Raw genomic sequence first — 17,236 nt, 5'->3', positions numbered from 1 at the left:
ATGTCTGAAGATGTGAACCAGGATTTACTGGCTGAACAGTGGGCTGCGGCTCTTGAGGAACAGGACGATGCACCACTTGGCGGTGGCGAATCACAAAACATGAGCCAGAACGAAGCGCTTGCTGAAGAATGGGCTGCGGCTCTTGCTTCAGAAGAGCAGGAAGCTGTGCAGAAAGAGAAAGAACAGAGCTTACTTTCCAGCAAAGCACACGAAGCAGAGTTCAAGGATTTGACAGAAGATGCTAAAGCTATCCGTCCAGAATCCGGCAAACATGAACTCGACTTCATTCTTGATATTCCGCTTGATGTTTCTGCTGAACTCGGTCGAACCCGTCTGCTGATCAACGAACTGCTCCAGCTTGGTCAGGGTTCTGTTGTTGAGCTGAACAAACTCGCCGGCGAGCCGCTTGAAATCTTTGTTAACGGCAAACTCGTTGCTCGTGGTGAAGCTGTTGTTATCAACGAAAAATTCGGTGTACGCTTAACAGACATCATCAGTCCTATCGAAAGGGTGAAACAACTTGCATAACATTTTAGTGACAGCAGCCCACGCGGCTATCGACTCCTCCGCTGATATCGTCAACGGAACGTCACCCGCTGTCCCTGAAGTGGTCGGCTGGGGGAGTTACGCACAAGCTATAGGCATTCTACTGCTTCTTTTAGGTGCTCTGTACGGCATGCTCTGGTTTGTTAAGAAAATCGGCATGAATAAAGGCTTTAAAGGGAAAAAAGGGACTAAACCCACCCTTGATGTGGAAGAAAGATTCCATATTGCCCCTAAAAAGCAATTAGTCGTGGTACGCTTCTTGAATAAAAGGCTGTTACTGGGGGTTACAGACCACCAGATAAACCTTTTATCTGAAACGGAAGCGGAAGATGAAACTAGCGACTCCTCTGACTCGAAAGAATTTACAAAAATTATGGGGCAGCTCCACAACACGGATTCTGACTCTTAGTGCTTTATTTCTGCTTGTTCCCGCTGCAGCCTACGCTGCGCGGGACCTTGCAGTACCATCCCTCTCTCTGGCGTTAGGTGCAGGACAATCTGAACCGGAAAATGTCTCCGTTCTGCTTGAAATCCTGTTCCTGCTCACTATTCTGTCACTGGCACCAGCCATTATGCTGACAGTTACCAGCTTTACCCGCATCATCATTGTCTTTTCCTTTTTACGACAAGCATTAGGCACACAGCAGTTACCGCCATCACAGGTTTTAGCGAGCCTCGCTATTTTTATGACATTTGTCATCATGCGTCCTGTAGGCGTCGCTATTAACGACAATGCACTGCAACCCTACCTTAATGAAGAAATAGGCTTTACACAGGCTCTGGACGAGGCACAACTGCCACTCAGAGAATTTATGTTTAAGCATACACGCGAAAAAGATCTGTCTTTGTTCTACTCTATCAGCAAAATGGAACGTCCAAAGACTAAAAAAGAAGTTCCGACCATGATGCTGGCAGCAGCCTATGTCATCAGCGAACTCAAAACCGGCTTTACTATCGGCTTCCTCATCTATGTACCATTCCTGATAATTGATATGGTTGTTTCCAGTATCCTGCTCGCAATGGGTATGATGATGTTGCCGCCGATGATGGTTTCCATGCCGTTTAAACTGCTTCTTTTCGTTCTGGTAGACGGTTGGAGCCTGCTTACCGGCTCTCTCGTTAACAGCTTCCTACTGTGAGGATATAAAGATGACCCCCGAATTTGTTATCGGCTATGCACGTAAAGCCATCGAACTGACCCTTATGATTTCTCTTCCCATGCTTCTTGTGGGTCTTATTGTCGGCTTAATTGTTTCCATTATTCAGGCTGCCACACAGGTACAGGAACAGACCCTTACATTTGTTCCTAAAATTATCGCTATTTTCGTATCACTGCTCATTGCCTTTCCATGGATTATGGAAAAAATGACTACATTTACCCGTGAAGTCTTCATGAATATTCCAACGTATATTCGCTAGGTTAAAAAACAAAAGGTTGAAAAAAAAGGGTTGTTCCTATCTCTAGGAACAACCCTTTTTACTACCGTCTATCTCCTGACCTGATCAGAAGCTTGAACACGATTTACGACAATAACCAGCTACAAAAACAATTAGAGTTTCTGCCTGTAGTTTAACGATTGCCGTAAGGTCGCCTTATCAACAAACTTCACATCAGACCCAAGAGGAATTCCCTGCGCAAGACGACTTACATTAACATGCGGAAACTCCCGTTTAACAAGCTCCTTAATGTAGGAGACGGTGTTTTCTGCCTCAATGGTAGTGCCGAGCGCAAAGATAATTTCGGTGATCATGCCTTCATGAAGACGGGCTTTCAGTTTATCCAGCTCCAGCTGTTCAGGAGTAACATTTTCCAACGGAGCGATAAGTCCTCCGATGATAAAATACTGTCCTTTGTAAAAACCGCCCTCTTCAAGTGCGAGCATCGCATCCCATTCCGGAACCAGACACAATGTGTCGGTAGCACGGGTTTCATTCAGACAAATGGTGCACGGATCAGTGTCCGACAAGGCACCGCATCGCCCGCATAAATGCAATTTATCCCGAAGATCATGAATATTCTGTCCAAGATCACGGGTTTGTTTTTCAGGCCATTTAAGAAGGGTCATCGCAAGTCTCTGTGCAGACTTGGGACCCAGCCCGGGCAACTTGGAAAGTTGTCCAACGAGAACTTTAAGCGGTTCAGGAAGCTGTTGCACTGGTAAACCTGACTTAGAACATACCTGGAATGTTCATGCCGCCAGTAAGAGCGCCCATTTCGTTTTCAGCCATTTCTTTAGACTTACGCAGTGCATCGTTAGTTGCAGCAAGAACGAGGTCCTGCAGCATTTCTACATCTTCAGGATCTACTGCGTTTTTATCGATAGCAATAGAACGAATTTCCTGCTTACCGGTGCACACAACAGTAATCATGCCGCCACCAGCAGTGCCGGTTACTTCACGTTCTGCAAGTTCATCCTGAAGTTTAGTCATTTTTTTCTGAAGCATCTGAGCCTGACGAAGCATATCGTTCATTCCACGCATGGGTAATCTCCTTGAGAATGTTCTATTTTACTTAAACAGAACTGTCGTTCTGCATCGTTGTTCGAATATATAAGCACCTGCACCGTTACAGGCACACCATCCAGAAAGTTATTTCCGGCTTGGATCATCTTTATGTTTGAATGTCAGCAGCTCAGCTCCGAGTTCTTCTTTTAATAGCTGCGCTGCCGGATCAGATTCAATCTCTTCTTTTAATTCATGATAACTACGCGCTTCAGTTACCGGCTCTTTCAAAACGACTGTACCAATTCCGTACCATTCATTGGCGCGGGCAGACAGCCGTGCAATGATATCGTTATCGTTCAACATCTCATACTGCGTGCGTCCGGCAGCAGTAATCTGCAATGTATCACCTACACGTTTACCGGTAGCCTTAGCGAGGTATTGCAAACTCTTGCCGCCCGTCTCGTCCTGCTTCTGGCAGGACTCTAAAAATTCGCTCCAACGGGTAAGATCGGACGGCTGGTTATTGCTTGAAGCATCTCCTCCACCAGAAGAAGGAATATCCGGCGGCGCACTCATGCTGTGGTTTGTACCGCCAAGCTCCGGCGGAAGTTCAACAGGTGGTGCATCCATAGGTGGCATTGAAGAATGCATTGAAGATGGTGCAGCAGCACGCTGCTGTTGTTGTCTATGAGGCGGTTCCTGCCTGTGCGGTGGTTGCTGCCGCTGCGCCTGCTGCCTATGAGGAGGCTGCGGCTGTCCAGCAGTCTGCTGTGAATGCTGCTGCTCGGGCTGCGCTTGTTGCGCAGGTTGAGGCTGCGGCATTTGCGGAGCAGAGTATTGCGGTTGAGTCTGCTGGTGTGGGCGAGGCGCGGTACTTTGCGGTGCACTCTGAGGCGCAGCTGCACGTTGGCTAGCCCCTTGCTGCGGGGCAGGAGTTCCTTTGGAAAGAGATTCTGTTGAAATCAACTTCGGAAGGAATGCAAGGTTCAACAATAACAGTTCAAGCGCCATTGCAGGCTCTAAACTTGTCAGCACACGACGCTGCCCTTCAAGGGTTAACTGCCAGCAGGCATGCACATGAGACAACGCAAACTCAGGTGCCAGCTCAAGCCATTGCTGCGCTTCTGCCTGAGGGAGGTTCAACAATGGCAACGCCTGTTCACCAGCTTGTTTCAGCATAAACAGATTTCGCCATGTATTGCCCAATTCCCTGAGGAAGAAGCCAATATCAACGCCCTGTTCTAAAATGTCACGGATAACTTGAGAAAGAGCGACAACATCCTGATTCTTCATTGCGTCCATAACGCTAAAGAACAGCTCTTGTCCCGCAAGTCCCAAGATTGAACGGACATCGGCAACTTCAAGCCGCTCATTTCCTAAGGCAAGAACCTGACCGAGTAATGACATGGAATCACGAACGGAGCCGGCTGCACGGCGTGCAATAAGACGCACTGCAGCGGGATCATAGCCCCGTTGTTCAAGTTCCAGAATCTTAGTCAAATGGTCGACTAGCTCCTGCTCTGTCAGCATTTTGAACGTGTAGTGCTGACAACGGCTGATGATCGTAATCGGAAATTTGTGTGATTCAGTCGTCGCAAGAATGAAGGTTACCCCCTTCGGAGGCTCTTCAAGAGTTTTAAGCAACGCGTTGAATGCGTCACGGGTAAGCATATGGGCTTCATCAATAATGAAGACTTTGTAACGTCCTTCCATAGCAGCATACCCGATAGACTCACGCAATCTGCGCGCGTCATCGATACCACGGTTGGAAGCACCGTCAATTTCCACCACATCTACATGCATTCCCTGAGTAATTTTTTTGCAATTCTCACACTCATTACACGGCTCACCGGTAGGAGCATTCTGGCAATTCAATGCTTTTGCAAAAATACGGGCAATTGTAGTTTTGCCAACTCCGCGAGTACCGCTAAAAAGGTACGCCGGAGCTATCTTGTCTTCCTGAGCTGCACGGGAAAGGACTGACTTTACGGTTTCCTGCCCCGCAACATCTGAAAAACGTTGTGGTCTGTAGGCTGTGGTTAATGCTGCTGTACTCATTATGGTCCTGCAAATTTGAAAAATTTGGGCTTTGTGCGCTCCATAATATGCATTCAAAACAAGGAACGCATAAAAAGCACTACAATTAGCCACGCTAAAAAAAAAAACGGGCAAAAGCAAGGTGAACCCTTGGTGCAGACGGTTTTGCTCATTATTTTTCACATACATGCGACACAACAGCTTACACCGCCAACGCCTGAAAAATACATAAAACTATACTGAAAAGGATCTACCCGGACAATTTGCAAATGTATTACTCCGAAAAAACCAATACAGTGCAATCCTAGTTGTAAAACCATTATTAACAGGGTTTAGTTTTTAGATAAAATAACGTAGTTTTCTTCCGAAACAAGCGGCAATGATGCTGTGGTGCATGTATTTTTCCCATGAGCGACGTATGAACAGACGATCTTTTTTACGAAATATCTGTATTGCATCTGCGATGACAATACCATGCAACGCGCTTGCTGTTGAACTTGTCAAAAAGCAGCCGCATGAGCAACGCGGACAATTTGATTTACACGTAAAAGACTACATCTCAAAGATGAGTCATTTTGATTCTGCACATCCAGACGATATTGTGCTTGAAGGTGAAGAGCTTAGCTTACTAAAAAGCTGTACCGCCAAGATTACACGAGTAATGCGTACAGTAGGCTATGGAAATTTCAACATTATCAGCATGGATGAAGCATTCATTTTTGGCAAACGTTACTCACGCATCGGTGCATTTTCGGCCGAAGAGAAAGCGTTTCTTGAAAAAATTTTTTACTACGATGCCAGAACATTAGGTTTTTACGGTGATAAACCAATCACTGCATTTACGCAGACTATCAACCGTAAAAACGTTATTAAAATTCGCAACAGCGGGCACTACCTCTTTAAAGGGCATCCTTATGAGGTATGGCAGGAAATCAAAAAAGCCCTATCATCTGACGTCATCCTCACATCAGGAGTCCGCGGCGTCGTTAAGCAATTTCATCTCTTTCTCATGAAAGCGACCAAAAACGGTGGCAACCTGTCACTTGCTTCGCGCTCTCTCGCTCCTCCGGGCTACTCTTTCCACGGCATCAGCGATTTTGACGTAGGTCAGAAACGATACGGTAAATCCAACTTTACTGCGCGTTTTACAGAAACACGTGTTTTCAGCAAATTAAATGAACTTGGTTACTTAACCCTTCGATACCCCAGAGGAAATATGCTGGGCGTACGGTACGAACCCTGGCATGTTAAGGTGAGCTCATAATGCGACTGTTACTTTCTCTCATACTCGTTATCGCAACAGCTGTTTCAGCGTTTGCGCAAAGCCCGCTTGATTTTTCTCTGCACAAACTCGGAAACGACCCTGCCGGCCCTACAATTCTTGTTATCGGCGGCATTCAAGGTGACGAACCCGGCGGATTCAGCGCTGCCGGCATGCTTGTATCTCATTACAACATCACCAAAGGAAACGTATGGGTTGTTCCTAACTTAAATTTTTTAAGTATCATCAAAAGCTCCCGCGGCTCGTACGGTGACATGAACCGCAAATTTGCTGCACTTGATAAAAACGACCCAGACTACCAGTCAGTTCAACGAATCAAAGAAATTATTCGTAATGACCAGATAGACCTCGTGTTGAATCTGCATGACGGAAGCGGCTTCTACAATCCAAAGTACATTGACCGGCTCCACAACCCAAGATACTGGGGACAATGCGTCATTATTGACCAAAAGAATATTGAACATCCACTGTTTGGTAATCTTGATCACATGGCCAAAATCGCAGTCGAAAAAGCCAACTCCGAACTGCTGAAACCCAGCGACAAATTCCATCTGAAAAATACCCGAACAAGAGAGGGTGACCACGAGATGGAAAAGTCTCTGACATACTATGCTATCAAGCACGGGAAACCTGCTTTCGGCATTGAGGCCAGCAAATCTTTTTTGACACCGACTCGAACCTACTATCACCTGTCCGTTCTTGAATCTTTCCTCAAACAGGCAGGCATTACGTTTTCAAGAGATTTCACACTTAACCCGCCTGCAATTAAACAAGCCATGTTCAGTCAGGTTAAGCTTGCCCTCTATGGTGGCAAACTCCAGCTCGAGCTAGAAAACGTCCGTAAGTACCTAAATTACATACCAATGAATAAAAACCTTGCGAATAAATTTGAAGTCTCCAAACCACTGCTCACAATGGTTGATGCACCGAATGGCTACAAGATCTATTACGGCAACAGAAATCTGACAAACCTTTCGCCGCAGTTCTTTGAATTCGACGATAGCCTTTCAACCTTGCGTTTCACTGTAGATGGACGCATGCAAGAGGTGGATATGGGAACTATTGTTGATGTAGATAGCCACTTCAGCGTGTCTTCCCAAGACGGATATCGTTTCAACATCATCGGCTTTGTTGCTCCAAACAAAGGCTCCGAGTGTGATGTTACTGTTCGCAAAAAAGACCTAGTACCACGCTTCTCGCTCGACAAAAGCGGGCGCATTTATAGAGTGGAAGCATACAAAGGTGACAAATTTTCAGGAATGGTGCTTGTTCGTTTTACAAACAATAACGAAGTTGCAGCCCGTTAATTATCCACCACAGTATAGTCCAAAGAAAAGGGCAGCCTAAACGGCTGCCCTTTTCTCATCGCAAAATTTTGAACACAAAAACAGCTTGCTCTATCGGCAAGCCATTAAACTCCAACAGCGTAGATTGTTACATTACAATACGGTGTGAAGCTTGAAGATTAGGGAGACTGGAAACCCTTTTATCAAGTGGAAAAACAAGTGGGAACGGATTCTTTCTAGGAATAATTGGAGCACCGGCACAAAGTCCTTTGGAGTTAGCAAGCGCGGTCGCTCCTATAGGATCTACACCGATAACACCGGATTTATCTCGAAAAGACAACACGTTCACTACAGATCGAGCACTGGCATCAATCATTGCCCGCAAATATTGTCGATCTGCTGCACCCGGCATTGTATGATGAATAAGCTTAAGGGAGCTCTTCCAAGGATACGCACCGCATAGTGCCACACTGCTACGGAACACCTGTTTACGGATAGCAAATCCGCTTCGGTTTTTGTTCGTTGCTGCCAAGAGTTCGTAATCCTGATCCGTGCAGGAAATTTTAAATAACCCCCGAACACTACGGCTGTTCCAACGAACCAAACGGTCTGCCTGCGCTTCAATATACACATGCCCCAGTTTTCCAGATGTCGGAGCACCGGACATTAAGCTTGGAACATAGTTATTGTGCGCAACAACATCTGCCGCAAGGTGAGAAAGATAACCATAGGCATACGAACGCAACTTGGGACTTTGCACATTATTCAGCAGCGTAAAGCCTGTTTCCCAGTTATGGCTATGCCCCGGAACAACAGTACTGCCTTTTCCAATAAAAATGTCTGCGGAAAGAGCACCGTATTTAAAAGCATCTTTGTGAAGCGCAATAGTATGTGCAACAGGTGCCGGAAGAAGAGAGAGGTTGGCAAGCAGCCATTCAGCTATGGAAATATGAACTCCTGGGCCCCATGCATATGCAGCCTCAGGAAGTAAAACAAAAGCAAAGGCAGCTAATGCCGCCAAAACCAAACTTTTTTTCATATACTCCTATCCCCCATAATGCCCCAAAGTATCGGCGCGAGACCTAAGAGTAATACCACCGCTGAGAAAGTCAACACTTCGTTTTTTAGAGTCGATCCATAGCCTCAAACAAGTTTTCAATTATGGTATTCGAAACAAGCATTCCACGCTTCGTAAGATTCAAATATCCATTACGAATTTTCACGAGCCCGTGTTGATGCAAAGCTGTTATCATCGGACGGAAATCTTCCATAAATACCCTTCCGGTGAGTTCTTTATATGCAGCAAGCCGCAAGCCCCGCGCTGTCCGCAGACGAAGCATTATCAACTCTTCCATTCGGTCATGGGGAGTTAGTGTTTCGGCATATTCTCCGATCTGCCCGTTACGGGTCTTTTCAGCATACTCCCCAAGATCTTTGGTATTCTTCCATCGCCTGCTTCGAATTGTGGAAACCGCAGAAGGACCTAGCCCTAAGTAGTCTGCGCCTTCCCAGTATCCAAGGTTATGGCGGCACTGAAAGCCCATACGTGCAAAGTTAGAAATCTCATAATGAGAGTATCCTTGCAGCTCGAGAAAATCAGAGCCGTATAAAAACATTTTTCCCTGATCGTCATCAGAAGGAAGCTCTAATTTACCGTCATCATATGCGGCTTCAAACGGTGTGTTCTCTTCAATCGTCAGGCTATAGCAGGAGATATGATCCGGCCCAAGCTTCACAATCTGCTTCAACTCTTCCAGCCAATGTTTGATTCGCTGTCCGGGGAGTCCCCAAATAAAGTCTATATTAATATTCGCAAAACCGCTTTGGCGAGCACGCTCTATAGCTTCAATAGCCTGTTTTGCAGAATGCGGTCTTCCCAAAGTATGTAAAAGGTCACGATTAAGGCTTTGGATGCCAAGACTTAACCTGTTGATGCCTGAAGCATGAACATCGTGCAAAAAAGAATCACGCAATGCTGACTCAGGGTTTGCTTCCATGCTGATTTCCGCCCCGCTACTAATAGCAAACGTCTTGGAGAGGCGGTTCAAAATAACATCAATTGCCTTCGAAGGAAGTATCGAAGGCGTTCCGCCTCCGATAAAAATCGTTTCCACGGAAACATTACCAAGCCGGTCACCCCACAGCGCAATCTCACGCATTAGGGCATCAAGATAGACCTGCACAGCATTGTCATCCGGCACTTGGGAATGAAACGCACAGTAGCCGCACTTACTGCGACAAAAGGGAACATGTAGATATAGCAACATAACGGGCTGAAAGTAGGGACACGGAGCGCAGGCGTCAAGGATTGTATATTTCTCTTCAACAAAAATATAAAACCTGCATTGTTGACGTATCAACACTTTTACTCTATTGACGAATCAACAATTGATACAACGTAACGTTTTTAACTACGTAAGAGACAGGGGGAGCAATGACCCGCTTTCAAGACGAACAATTTCCATTAGGCTACGCAGTAGCAATGGCGCATAGAATGCAAGCCGCAAAAGCAAAAGAAAAAGTATCCCAATACGGCATAACCTTCGGGCAAGTTCCGTTTATGATGGAGCTCCTTCACAGCAAGGAACCAATGACTCAGGATGCATTATCCAAAGCGCTTTTTATTGATCCGGCTGCCACTGCACGTGCAGTAGAACAATTGGAAATTAAGGGATTTGTGAAGCGAAAAGTAAACCCTAAAAACCGTAGACAAAAACTTGTATCTGCTACTGACAAAGCAAACTGGATAAAAAGCGATTTACGTTCTTCGTTACGCGAAGCAACACAAGAGGTGCTCGAACCGCTGACCCCGGAAGAGCAAAAAACTCTTGCTACGCTCTTAGCCAAGGTTTGCAAGCACGGCGCGCAAACATAACGCTTACACGCTACAGACACACTATTCTGATTATGGAGTTGTTTATGACAACCGAAAAAACAGTTTCACCTACGGCAGCAACGTTTATCGTTGCTGCCGTACAGTTTTTGACACCATTTATGATGTCGGCTGTCGGGGTAGCTTTGCCTGCTATTGGCAAAGAATTTTCAGCCGGTGCATTCCAACTTGGACTTGTTGAAATGGCGTACATTCTTGCCGGCGGTATTCTAATGCTTCCGGCGGGACGATTTGCAGACATCAAAGGGCGGAAAAAAGTCTTTCTAACCGGACTCTCAGTCTTTATCTGCGCCACCTTTTTAATAGCCATCGCTCCTTCAATGGAAGCACTCATTGCACTGCGCTTTGTACAGGGAGCCGGCTCAGCACTTGTTGCCACCACCAGTATTGCTATCATATCTTCTGTAGTTCCACCGCAGGTGCGGGGAAAAGCAATGGGAATAGTTGCAGCTTCTGTATACATGGGGCTCTCAGCAAGCCCGACCCTCACAGGCTTTATTATTCAATACGGAAGCTGGCGCTGGATTTTCTGGGGGGCACTGCCACTTCAACTCGCAGCATTATGGCTTACATTCACCCGTTTGCACGGAGAATGGTACGGTTCCAAAGGAGCACCGTTCGACTGGGCAGGCAGCCTGATGTACGCAGCTGCCATCTGCATGGCAATGACAGGCGTTACTCATCTCAAAGCCGGAGGAATCTTTCCATTTTTATTTGTTGGAGGACTTGTAGGGCTGTGCCTTTTCTTTTTGTGGGAATCAAAAACTGAACACCCAATACTCAACGTTCCGTTGTTGAAACAAAACAAAACCTTCTCACTAAGCAGCCTTGTTCTGCTAGCAAACTATGCATCATCGTTCGGCGTAACATTCTTTTTCAGCCTGTATTTACAACAGATTAAGGGAATCTCACCACAGTACGCAGGTCTTATTCTTGTGATCCAACCTGCAATTATGGCTGTGCTTTCACCATTTGCCGGTGCCCTCGGGGACAAGCTGAATCCGGGCAAACTGACCATGTTCGGATTGGCATTATGCACAGTTGCTTTGGCCACCTGTTCTACTGTCACAGCCTCAACAAGCCTGTATACTCTTATGGGTATTCTTGTACTTCTAGGGCTCGGTTTTTCATTATTCTCTTCGCCAAACCTTACCGTAATTATGAATTGCGTTGAGCCGAGACATTACGGTGTTGCTGCCAGCCTTTCTGCAACAATGCGTACTCTGGGTATGCTCACAGCTATGTCGTCCATTTCCTTTATTCTCAGTCTGTTTATGGGAAACGCCTCTGTTTTTGAGGCACCTGAAGCCTTTATAACCTCAATGCAAACGGGCTTCTCAATCTTCACTCTTGTCAGCGCTATTGGCGTAGCTTGCTCATATGCAAGCCTAAGAGCCCAGAAACACTCTGCAATGTACAAGAACATACAAGAAGATTCTGACGATTAGAAACAGATAAAACAACGCATCATCCGAAAAAAATTGTGCTTTTTTCAAAAATTATCTTAGCACTACAGCCCTGCCTCCAATACACTGTCATTATGAGTACTATTTTATTTTCACTACTAATATTGGCTATGGGTATTGGATGGTACGGGCATCGGATGGGCGCAATCTACGTTACAATATTCTCCATCGCACTCGCCGTAATCTGGTTTATGTCCCACGCCACAGACTCGTTAAACATTAACCTGTAGGCGGGCATATGCATCCTGAACTAGCGCGCAAGATTAACCTAATCCTGCTTCTTTTGGTGGCGGTAGTCATGTGCGGCTCTCTATCCGTGCAGTTTATTATCGGCGATCTGCCCTGTCCGCTGTGCATCCTCCAACGCTACGCAATGGTAGGGCTTGCAATGGGGCCTTTATTAAACCTGCGCTTTGGAATTCGCCCAAGACACCTTTCAGTCACACTCATGTTTGCGCTGTTCGGTATAGCCGTCAGCGTCCGGCAGGTTCTGCTCCACATAGTGCCAGGAACCGGCAACTACGGAACCCCTGTTTTCGGGCTGCACCTTTACACTTGGTCATCATTAATCTTTTATATTGCACTTGTGGTCACTGCATTACTGTTACTTATTGAAAATGTATGGTCTCCGCTTGATGCTCCGCCGTACAACGACAAAATAGTCCACATCGGCTTCGCATTCATGATTCTGATTACCATCCCGCTGCTTGTTGTCACATTCCTTGAATGCGGATGGCGGTGTCCAGACAACCCCGTAAACTATATGCTTCTCCATTCGTGACTATGACCAATTTTTGCACATAGTATAGCTGCGCGAACTCATTATATATCTGAAAAATATGCTCTCCTATTAGGACTTGTTCCTTCTAACCTCTTGACTAAAACCCTTTTCAGATGATCTTTATTAGTTCGTGTATATTATGGAATGTGGTAACTAATTGAGAACGTTTGTAAGGGTATTATGTCTATTCATCAGAAAATAAACGTAAAAAAAGTATGTTTGTTGGTTGTTGCAGTGCTTGTTATTGCTGCAACAGCATATTTATCACTTAAACCATCAACAATTGAACAGACCGCTCAGAACGAAATCGAAAACACCACACCTGTCGCTACTTCTGAGGTAACACCGGAAGCGCTTGTAGCTTCCGCGACAAAAGAGGTTCAGGCTACGCCGGAACCTGCGCCAGCACCACAGCCTGTGGTTGAAGTGTTCAGTGGAAAAATTGGAAAAGGCGCAACGGCCTCCACTCTTCTGAACAAATGGCTCACCAAAGCGGAAGTTTATCAGCTTGCTGATGCAGCCGATAAAACATACCGCCTCACCAAGATTCGTCGTGGTCGTCCTTTCAGGGTTGTTACTACTGACGGAGCATTCACAAGATTCGAATATGAGATCGATAACGATCAATACCTGTCAGTAGCAAAAACAGACACAGGCTTTGTGGCGGAACGTAAAGACATTCAGTACGATGTCATCACAGAGCGTGTTAATGGCATCATCACATCAAGCCTTTACGAAGCACTCGCAAATGCAGGTGAAAAAGCAGGTCTTGCTGTTCGTATCGGTGACATTTTCGGATGGGAAATCGACTTTATTCGAGACATCCGGAAAAATGATTCATTCACTGTTGTTGTTGAAAAACGATTCAGAGACGGGGCGTTCCAAGGGTATGGAAACATACTCGCAGCCCGCTTTATTAATCAGGGCAACGAATATGAAGGCTACTATTTGAAAGATAAAAACGGGTTCACCCAGTACTACACTGCTGAAGGAAAAAACCTGCGCCGCGCTTTTTTAAAAGCTCCGCTTAAGTTTACCCGAATTTCTTCCAAGTACACAAAACGCCGCTTTCATCCTATCCTGAAAACCTATCGTCCGCATAACGGTGTAGACTACGCAGCCCCGCGTGGAACTCCGGTATCTGCTATCGGCAACGGTAAAGTTATCAAAATCTCTCGCAGCAGAGGGGCAGGAAAGTACGTAAAAATCCGTCACAACAACGGGTATGAATCTGCGTACCTGCATCTCAACCGCTTTGCACGTGGTCTCAAAGTCGGTAAACGAGTTAAACAGGGACAAGTTATCGCCTATGTAGGATCTACAGGGCTTTCCACAGGTCCTCACCTTGATTTCCGTATGAAAAAGAACGGAAAATATATCAACCCGACTCGCGCAACTAACCCGCGTGCCCCGAAAGCTACAAAAGAACAGCTTGCTATCCTGAAGGAAAAAGTAAAACTGCTTACTCCAGATGCAGGCGCCGCTCAGGCTCCTGAACAGGTTGCAGAAAAAGCTGCATAGCACTGTCACCATTCGTATTTACAAAGTATGGATACAAAAAAAGGGTGGAGTTTATTACTCCACCCTTTTCTATTTCTCAAAACAGTCTGTATTACAAAAATTACTTCTCATCTTCTTTAATTTCGCTCTGACCGGTCAACTTCAAGATATCGTTTGCGGTCTTCCCGTCCATCGCTGCAAGAATCTTCTTCGAAACTTCGTCTGGAGAGAATGTACCTTCCAACGTAGCTTCTAATGTTTTTTTAGCCTTAAAAGCTGCAAACGCCGCTTTTACGCGCAATTTATCTTTCTCTGGAACAGCGTTGATAACTTCTTCATAGGAAGCATTATACGCTTCTTCTGAAGATCCATCCAACGTTGGCGTACATGCCACCAGTCCCAGTAAAAGAATAGCACCTACACAAAAAGTAATAATTTTACGACAATCCATGTGTCCCCCTTTTAACTATTGTAAAATAAGCATCCATACCGAACAACATGTTACATTTAATTAGATGAAGTCAACAAACGAGTTTTTACTATTGCTTTCTTTCACTATATAGATAGCAGCAATATCCCATTGTAAATATGCTGCATTTGACCGCATCTCTTTTTCTAAAAATGACAGAAAAAACTTTACCTGCCTACATCGCAACAGATGTCCTTTTTGAGGCAGAACACAAAAAAAGCTCTTAATTCTTTCGAATTAAGAGCTTTTTGATATCGATGGTGCCGGGGGAGAGACCCAACCAGCTCGACTCGCTAACATGCCTACATCAATAGATTTAATGCCATGACGTGTTTGATTGTGTAAGGCAATGTGCAATGAAAATGTGTAAGTGTCAATCCTGAAAAAGACAGTTTGTTGGTTGTCATTTTGAGCCGTTGGTGAGCCAAGGATTGAGGAAAATTATGACAGTAGTCCTGTGATGTTGGATATAAAAGGAGATACTATCGTCATTATGTTTGCTGACTTGGTAAGAAAAGAGTCTACCGCTTGCTTTTTCACTTCAGTATCTTCTGACTTTTCTGCTGTCTCTAACAGGTTTAGTAGGTCAATTTTTAAAATAGAGTCATCGACTTGGCTACATAAAGCCTGTCGAAGTTCATCTAGCTGTGAGCTTTGTTGTTGGATGTTCGTAGACTGGTCTGTGGATGATATGTTCAGCCGTGCATTGTTATTCATGACAACAGTATTCACATGAAAGACACCTGAATGTTTTGAAGCCGTTTGTTCTGCATGGGACAACCGAGTGACTTTTGGAGAGTACATCGCGATAAAATGCATTTGTTGAGGAGTGTAGCCTGGATCGGTGACTCTATATTCAACTTCTCCCGCAGGGTATGAACGTTTAATCGTTGAATCAAAATCAATCAGGACATCGTTTGCTCTGAATAGAATGGACTCATCATCCCACAAGCATTCAATACCTTTTTGCTCATTTCCGTTTGTAATAACTGTGACCTTCTCTGTATCGAAGTCGTTTAAAGGGTCAATCATAGAACTTCTCCTGTGGATAATCTTAAGAAAAAAGAATGAACAAGAAGGGGAATTGCTTATTGCGGGTTAGGCTAGTCGCCTTGACTGGTAATCGGTAGCTAGGGTTACGTTTCGTGTGCACTACCGTATCGTTACGGTTAGTCCCCACTCATGAGACTGAATAGCAATGCAAATATTCCAATAAATAGAAGAACAGGAATTGCGATAGCACTAATCTCTGTGTTCCCTTTCACACATATCAAACTAATGCCACCGATAAGGCTGATTGCAACTAAGTGAATCCCCTTAATTTCGATGCTTAGTTTTAAATTCTTAATAAAGCTAAACATATTAATCCTTTTGTTTGTATGTTTAATATCTCTAGCATGTTATAGTGTCAAACTTGTCGTTGTGGTAGGTCGTTTGGTGACAAAAACAGATACCATCAGCCGCGAGTTCGATTCTCAAGCGCGGAATCGAATTGCTACCTCTCTTCCTTCTTTACTCGCTGCACTGTCTTAGTTGAGCAGCCAAGCTTCTTGGCGATAGCTGAATGACTTATCCCCTCGGCAAGCATTTCCCTGATTCTGTTCTTATTATGGGCTGTAGGGCGACCTTTGTACTTCCCTTCCTTCTTAGCCTTCGCAATCCCTGCTAACTGACGTTCACGGCGTAGGTTAGTCTCAAACTCAGCGAACACTCCAAGCATCTGCAAGAACGCCTTACCACTGGCGGTAGAGGTGTCGATTGCTTGGTCGAGAATCTTAATCAATACCTTCCTTCTTTACTCGCTGTACCGTCGAAAGAGAGCATCCACAGGCTTCAGCAGTCTTTCTAAGGCTTACACCGCGTTTTAGCATCTCAAGAATAGCTTCACGGTCATGTGAACGTTTACGCCCTTTGTATTTACCTTCAGCCTTAGCTTTAGCTATCCCTTCTGCTTGACGTTCTTTACGAATGTTAGTCTCAAACTCAGCGAATACACCAAGCATTTGTAGGAAGGCTTTTCCCGCTGCTGTAGTGGTATCTATGTTCTGGTCAAGCACGACCAACGATGCGCCTTTCTCGTCTAGTAGACGAACAATAGAGAGCATGTTCTCAAGGTTACGTGCAAGACGGTCTAGCTTCCACACTACCAGTTTGTCACCTTTACCTATCATTTCCAGTAAGAGCTGTAGAACAGGGCGGTCAGCATTTGTGCCTGTCTTCTTTTCTGTACGGATAACTGCATCAGGGTAGGCTTTCTTGATGGCTTCTTCCTGAATGGTTGTGTCTTGTTCTAAGGTTGATACTCGACAGTAAGCAAAGTTGGTCATGGTAGCCTCGTGTATTCATTAGAGTTAAGACTTTGTTGCTTGGCGTGTTCATAATGTGGCAACGTCTGACCCTATTGAACACAGTCGTGAATACATGTCAATAGAGTATACCCAAGTGAACACAAAGGCTGATTGTTTTCTTTAACGGGTAGTCATCTAACAGTATTCACAGCCCACAATTTTGCAGTCTGTGAAGTTTCTTAT

General features: G+C 45.2%; 20 protein-coding genes. 11 read left to right on the top strand and 9 right to left on the bottom strand.

Annotated elements, in window-relative coordinates; genetic code table 11:
- From fliN to fliQ, 4 genes are read left to right on the top strand one after another with little or no spacing between them, the layout of a single operon-like run.
- Nucleotides 1-528 (top strand): flagellar motor switch protein FliN, encoded by a 528-nt coding sequence (gene fliN, locus QZY95_RS07475; protein WP_290921481.1) that lies wholly within the window; start codon nucleotides 1-3, stop codon nucleotides 526-528.
- Nucleotides 521-955 (top strand): flagellar biosynthetic protein FliO, encoded by a 435-nt coding sequence (gene fliO / locus QZY95_RS07470; RefSeq protein ID WP_290921478.1) that lies wholly within the window; start codon nucleotides 521-523, stop codon nucleotides 953-955. Before fliN ends, fliO begins: the two co-directional genes overlap by 8 nt.
- Nucleotides 876-1,685 carry a flagellar type III secretion system pore protein FliP gene (fliP, locus tag QZY95_RS07465; RefSeq protein ID WP_290921473.1) on the top strand — a complete coding sequence of 270 codons (810 nt, stop codon included), beginning with the start codon at nucleotides 876-878 and terminating at the stop codon, nucleotides 1,683-1,685. The genes fliO and fliP overlap by 80 nt, the downstream gene beginning before the upstream one ends.
- Nucleotides 1,686-1,695: 10 nt before the next feature.
- Nucleotides 1,696-1,965, top strand: a complete 270-nt coding sequence (fliQ, locus tag QZY95_RS07460; RefSeq protein WP_290921468.1) for a flagellar biosynthesis protein FliQ — start codon at nucleotides 1,696-1,698, stop codon at nucleotides 1,963-1,965.
- Nucleotides 1,966-2,096: 131 nt separating this feature from the next.
- On the opposite strand, the gene recR is transcribed toward fliQ, so the two are convergent.
- From recR to dnaX, 3 genes are all read right to left on the bottom strand, one after another.
- Entirely contained in the window at nucleotides 2,097-2,702 is a 606-nt protein-coding gene (recR, locus tag QZY95_RS07455; RefSeq protein ID WP_290921463.1) for a recombination mediator RecR, read from the bottom strand.
- Nucleotides 2,703-2,715: 13 nt separating this feature from the next.
- Nucleotides 2,716-3,027, bottom strand: coding sequence for a YbaB/EbfC family nucleoid-associated protein (locus tag QZY95_RS07450; protein WP_290921459.1), 312 nt, complete (start codon nucleotides 3,025-3,027; stop codon nucleotides 2,716-2,718).
- 108 nt (nucleotides 3,028-3,135) lie between these two features.
- Nucleotides 3,136-5,049, bottom strand: coding sequence for a DNA polymerase III subunit gamma/tau (gene dnaX / locus QZY95_RS07445; protein ID WP_290921455.1), 1,914 nt, complete (start codon nucleotides 5,047-5,049; stop codon nucleotides 3,136-3,138).
- A 397-nt stretch (nucleotides 5,050-5,446) separates the two neighbouring features.
- Between dnaX and QZY95_RS07440 the strand changes: the two genes are divergently transcribed.
- Nucleotides 5,447-6,292 (top strand): M15 family metallopeptidase, encoded by an 846-nt coding sequence (locus tag QZY95_RS07440; protein WP_290921450.1) that lies wholly within the window; start codon nucleotides 5,447-5,449, stop codon nucleotides 6,290-6,292.
- Nucleotides 6,292-7,617 (top strand): M14 family metallopeptidase, encoded by a 1,326-nt coding sequence (locus tag QZY95_RS07435; RefSeq protein WP_290921445.1) that lies wholly within the window; start codon nucleotides 6,292-6,294, stop codon nucleotides 7,615-7,617. Before QZY95_RS07440 ends, QZY95_RS07435 begins: the two co-directional genes overlap by 1 nt.
- 127 nt (nucleotides 7,618-7,744) lie before the next feature.
- Here QZY95_RS07435 and QZY95_RS07430 read toward each other — a convergent pair whose 3' ends face one another.
- Together QZY95_RS07430 and hemW are read right to left on the bottom strand one after the other, a co-directional pair.
- A complete protein-coding gene (locus QZY95_RS07430) occupies nucleotides 7,745-8,635 on the bottom strand; it encodes a zinc dependent phospholipase C family protein (RefSeq protein ID WP_290921439.1) in 891 nt (296 codons plus the stop codon).
- An 85-nt stretch (nucleotides 8,636-8,720) separates the two neighbouring features.
- The gene (gene hemW, locus QZY95_RS07425; protein ID WP_290921435.1) at nucleotides 8,721-9,863 is read right to left on the bottom strand and encodes a radical SAM family heme chaperone HemW; all 1,143 of its coding nucleotides are present in this window, start codon (nucleotides 9,861-9,863) and stop codon (nucleotides 8,721-8,723) included.
- A 167-nt stretch (nucleotides 9,864-10,030) separates the two neighbouring features.
- Between hemW and QZY95_RS07420 the strand changes: the two genes are divergently transcribed.
- The 5 genes from QZY95_RS07420 (at nucleotide 10,031) to QZY95_RS07405 (ending at nucleotide 14,257) form a co-directional block, all read left to right on the top strand.
- Nucleotides 10,031-10,471 carry a MarR family transcriptional regulator gene (locus QZY95_RS07420; RefSeq protein WP_290921432.1) on the top strand — a complete coding sequence of 147 codons (441 nt, stop codon included), beginning with the start codon at nucleotides 10,031-10,033 and terminating at the stop codon, nucleotides 10,469-10,471.
- A 44-nt stretch (nucleotides 10,472-10,515) separates the two neighbouring features.
- Entirely contained in the window at nucleotides 10,516-11,937 is a 1,422-nt protein-coding gene (locus QZY95_RS07415; protein WP_290921429.1) for an MFS transporter, read from the top strand.
- 92 nt (nucleotides 11,938-12,029) lie between these two features.
- Nucleotides 12,030-12,185 (top strand): DUF5993 family protein, encoded by a 156-nt coding sequence (locus QZY95_RS16640; RefSeq protein WP_365971040.1) that lies wholly within the window; start codon nucleotides 12,030-12,032, stop codon nucleotides 12,183-12,185.
- 8 nt (nucleotides 12,186-12,193) lie between these two features.
- The gene (locus QZY95_RS07410; RefSeq protein WP_290921427.1) at nucleotides 12,194-12,736 is read left to right on the top strand and encodes a disulfide bond formation protein B; all 543 of its coding nucleotides are present in this window, start codon (nucleotides 12,194-12,196) and stop codon (nucleotides 12,734-12,736) included.
- Between the two features lie 180 nt (nucleotides 12,737-12,916).
- On the top strand, nucleotides 12,917-14,257 hold the full coding sequence (locus QZY95_RS07405) for a peptidoglycan DD-metalloendopeptidase family protein (protein ID WP_290921424.1): 1,341 nt from the start codon (nucleotides 12,917-12,919) through the stop codon (nucleotides 14,255-14,257).
- Between the two features lie 100 nt (nucleotides 14,258-14,357).
- On the opposite strand, the gene QZY95_RS07400 is transcribed toward QZY95_RS07405, so the two are convergent.
- The 4 genes from QZY95_RS07400 to QZY95_RS07385 all read right to left on the bottom strand — a co-directional run bounded on the left by QZY95_RS07400 (nucleotide 14,358) and on the right by QZY95_RS07385 (nucleotide 17,032).
- Entirely contained in the window at nucleotides 14,358-14,687 is a 330-nt protein-coding gene (locus tag QZY95_RS07400; protein ID WP_290921421.1) for a DUF6694 family lipoprotein, read from the bottom strand.
- A 459-nt stretch (nucleotides 14,688-15,146) separates the two neighbouring features.
- Entirely contained in the window at nucleotides 15,147-15,737 is a 591-nt protein-coding gene (locus QZY95_RS07395) for a hypothetical protein (RefSeq protein WP_290921419.1), read from the bottom strand.
- A 463-nt stretch (nucleotides 15,738-16,200) separates the two neighbouring features.
- Nucleotides 16,201-16,488 (bottom strand): recombinase family protein, encoded by a 288-nt coding sequence (locus tag QZY95_RS07390; protein WP_290921416.1) that lies wholly within the window; start codon nucleotides 16,486-16,488, stop codon nucleotides 16,201-16,203.
- Complete coding sequence (locus QZY95_RS07385) at nucleotides 16,481-17,032, bottom strand: recombinase family protein (protein WP_290921414.1); 552 nt, start codon at nucleotides 17,030-17,032, stop codon at nucleotides 16,481-16,483. Before QZY95_RS07385 ends, QZY95_RS07390 begins: the two co-directional genes overlap by 8 nt.
- Between the last annotated feature and the right edge of the window lie 204 nt (nucleotides 17,033-17,236).

The sequence above is a fragment of the Halodesulfovibrio sp. genome (assembly GCF_015482765.1).
GTDB lineage: Bacteria > Desulfobacterota > Desulfovibrionia > Desulfovibrionales > Desulfovibrionaceae > Halodesulfovibrio.
The sequence above is the reverse complement of the archived record's forward strand: the minus strand, read 5'-3'. Positions and strand labels throughout refer to the sequence as shown.

What these genes read in the sequence shown, in the direction of transcription:
- fliN (WP_290921481.1), top strand. Translation starts at nt 1, where the DNA reads ATGTCTGAAGATGTGAACCAGGATTTACTGGCTGAACAGTGGGCTGCG.
- fliP (WP_290921473.1), top strand. Translation starts at nt 876, where the DNA reads ATGAAACTAGCGACTCCTCTGACTCGAAAGAATTTACAAAAATTATGG.
- fliQ (WP_290921468.1), top strand. Translation starts at nt 1,696, where the DNA reads ATGACCCCCGAATTTGTTATCGGCTATGCACGTAAAGCCATCGAACTG.
- QZY95_RS07450 (WP_290921459.1), bottom strand. Translation starts at nt 3,027, where the DNA reads ATGCGTGGAATGAACGATATGCTTCGTCAGGCTCAGATGCTTCAGAAA.
- dnaX (WP_290921455.1), bottom strand. Translation starts at nt 5,049, where the DNA reads ATGAGTACAGCAGCATTAACCACAGCCTACAGACCACAACGTTTTTCA.
- QZY95_RS07440 (WP_290921450.1), top strand. Translation starts at nt 5,447, where the DNA reads ATGAACAGACGATCTTTTTTACGAAATATCTGTATTGCATCTGCGATG.
- QZY95_RS07435 (WP_290921445.1), top strand. Translation starts at nt 6,292, where the DNA reads ATGCGACTGTTACTTTCTCTCATACTCGTTATCGCAACAGCTGTTTCA.
- QZY95_RS07430 (WP_290921439.1), bottom strand. Translation starts at nt 8,635, where the DNA reads ATGAAAAAAAGTTTGGTTTTGGCGGCATTAGCTGCCTTTGCTTTTGTT.
- hemW (WP_290921435.1), bottom strand. Translation starts at nt 9,863, where the DNA reads ATGTTGCTATATCTACATGTTCCCTTTTGTCGCAGTAAGTGCGGCTAC.
- QZY95_RS07420 (WP_290921432.1), top strand. Translation starts at nt 10,031, where the DNA reads ATGACCCGCTTTCAAGACGAACAATTTCCATTAGGCTACGCAGTAGCA.
- QZY95_RS07415 (WP_290921429.1), top strand. Translation starts at nt 10,516, where the DNA reads ATGACAACCGAAAAAACAGTTTCACCTACGGCAGCAACGTTTATCGTT.
- QZY95_RS16640 (WP_365971040.1), top strand. Translation starts at nt 12,030, where the DNA reads ATGAGTACTATTTTATTTTCACTACTAATATTGGCTATGGGTATTGGA.
- QZY95_RS07410 (WP_290921427.1), top strand. Translation starts at nt 12,194, where the DNA reads ATGCATCCTGAACTAGCGCGCAAGATTAACCTAATCCTGCTTCTTTTG.
- QZY95_RS07405 (WP_290921424.1), top strand. Translation starts at nt 12,917, where the DNA reads ATGTCTATTCATCAGAAAATAAACGTAAAAAAAGTATGTTTGTTGGTT.
- QZY95_RS07400 (WP_290921421.1), bottom strand. Translation starts at nt 14,687, where the DNA reads ATGGATTGTCGTAAAATTATTACTTTTTGTGTAGGTGCTATTCTTTTA.
- QZY95_RS07395 (WP_290921419.1), bottom strand. Translation starts at nt 15,737, where the DNA reads ATGATTGACCCTTTAAACGACTTCGATACAGAGAAGGTCACAGTTATT.
- QZY95_RS07385 (WP_290921414.1), bottom strand. Translation starts at nt 17,032, where the DNA reads ATGACCAACTTTGCTTACTGTCGAGTATCAACCTTAGAACAAGACACA.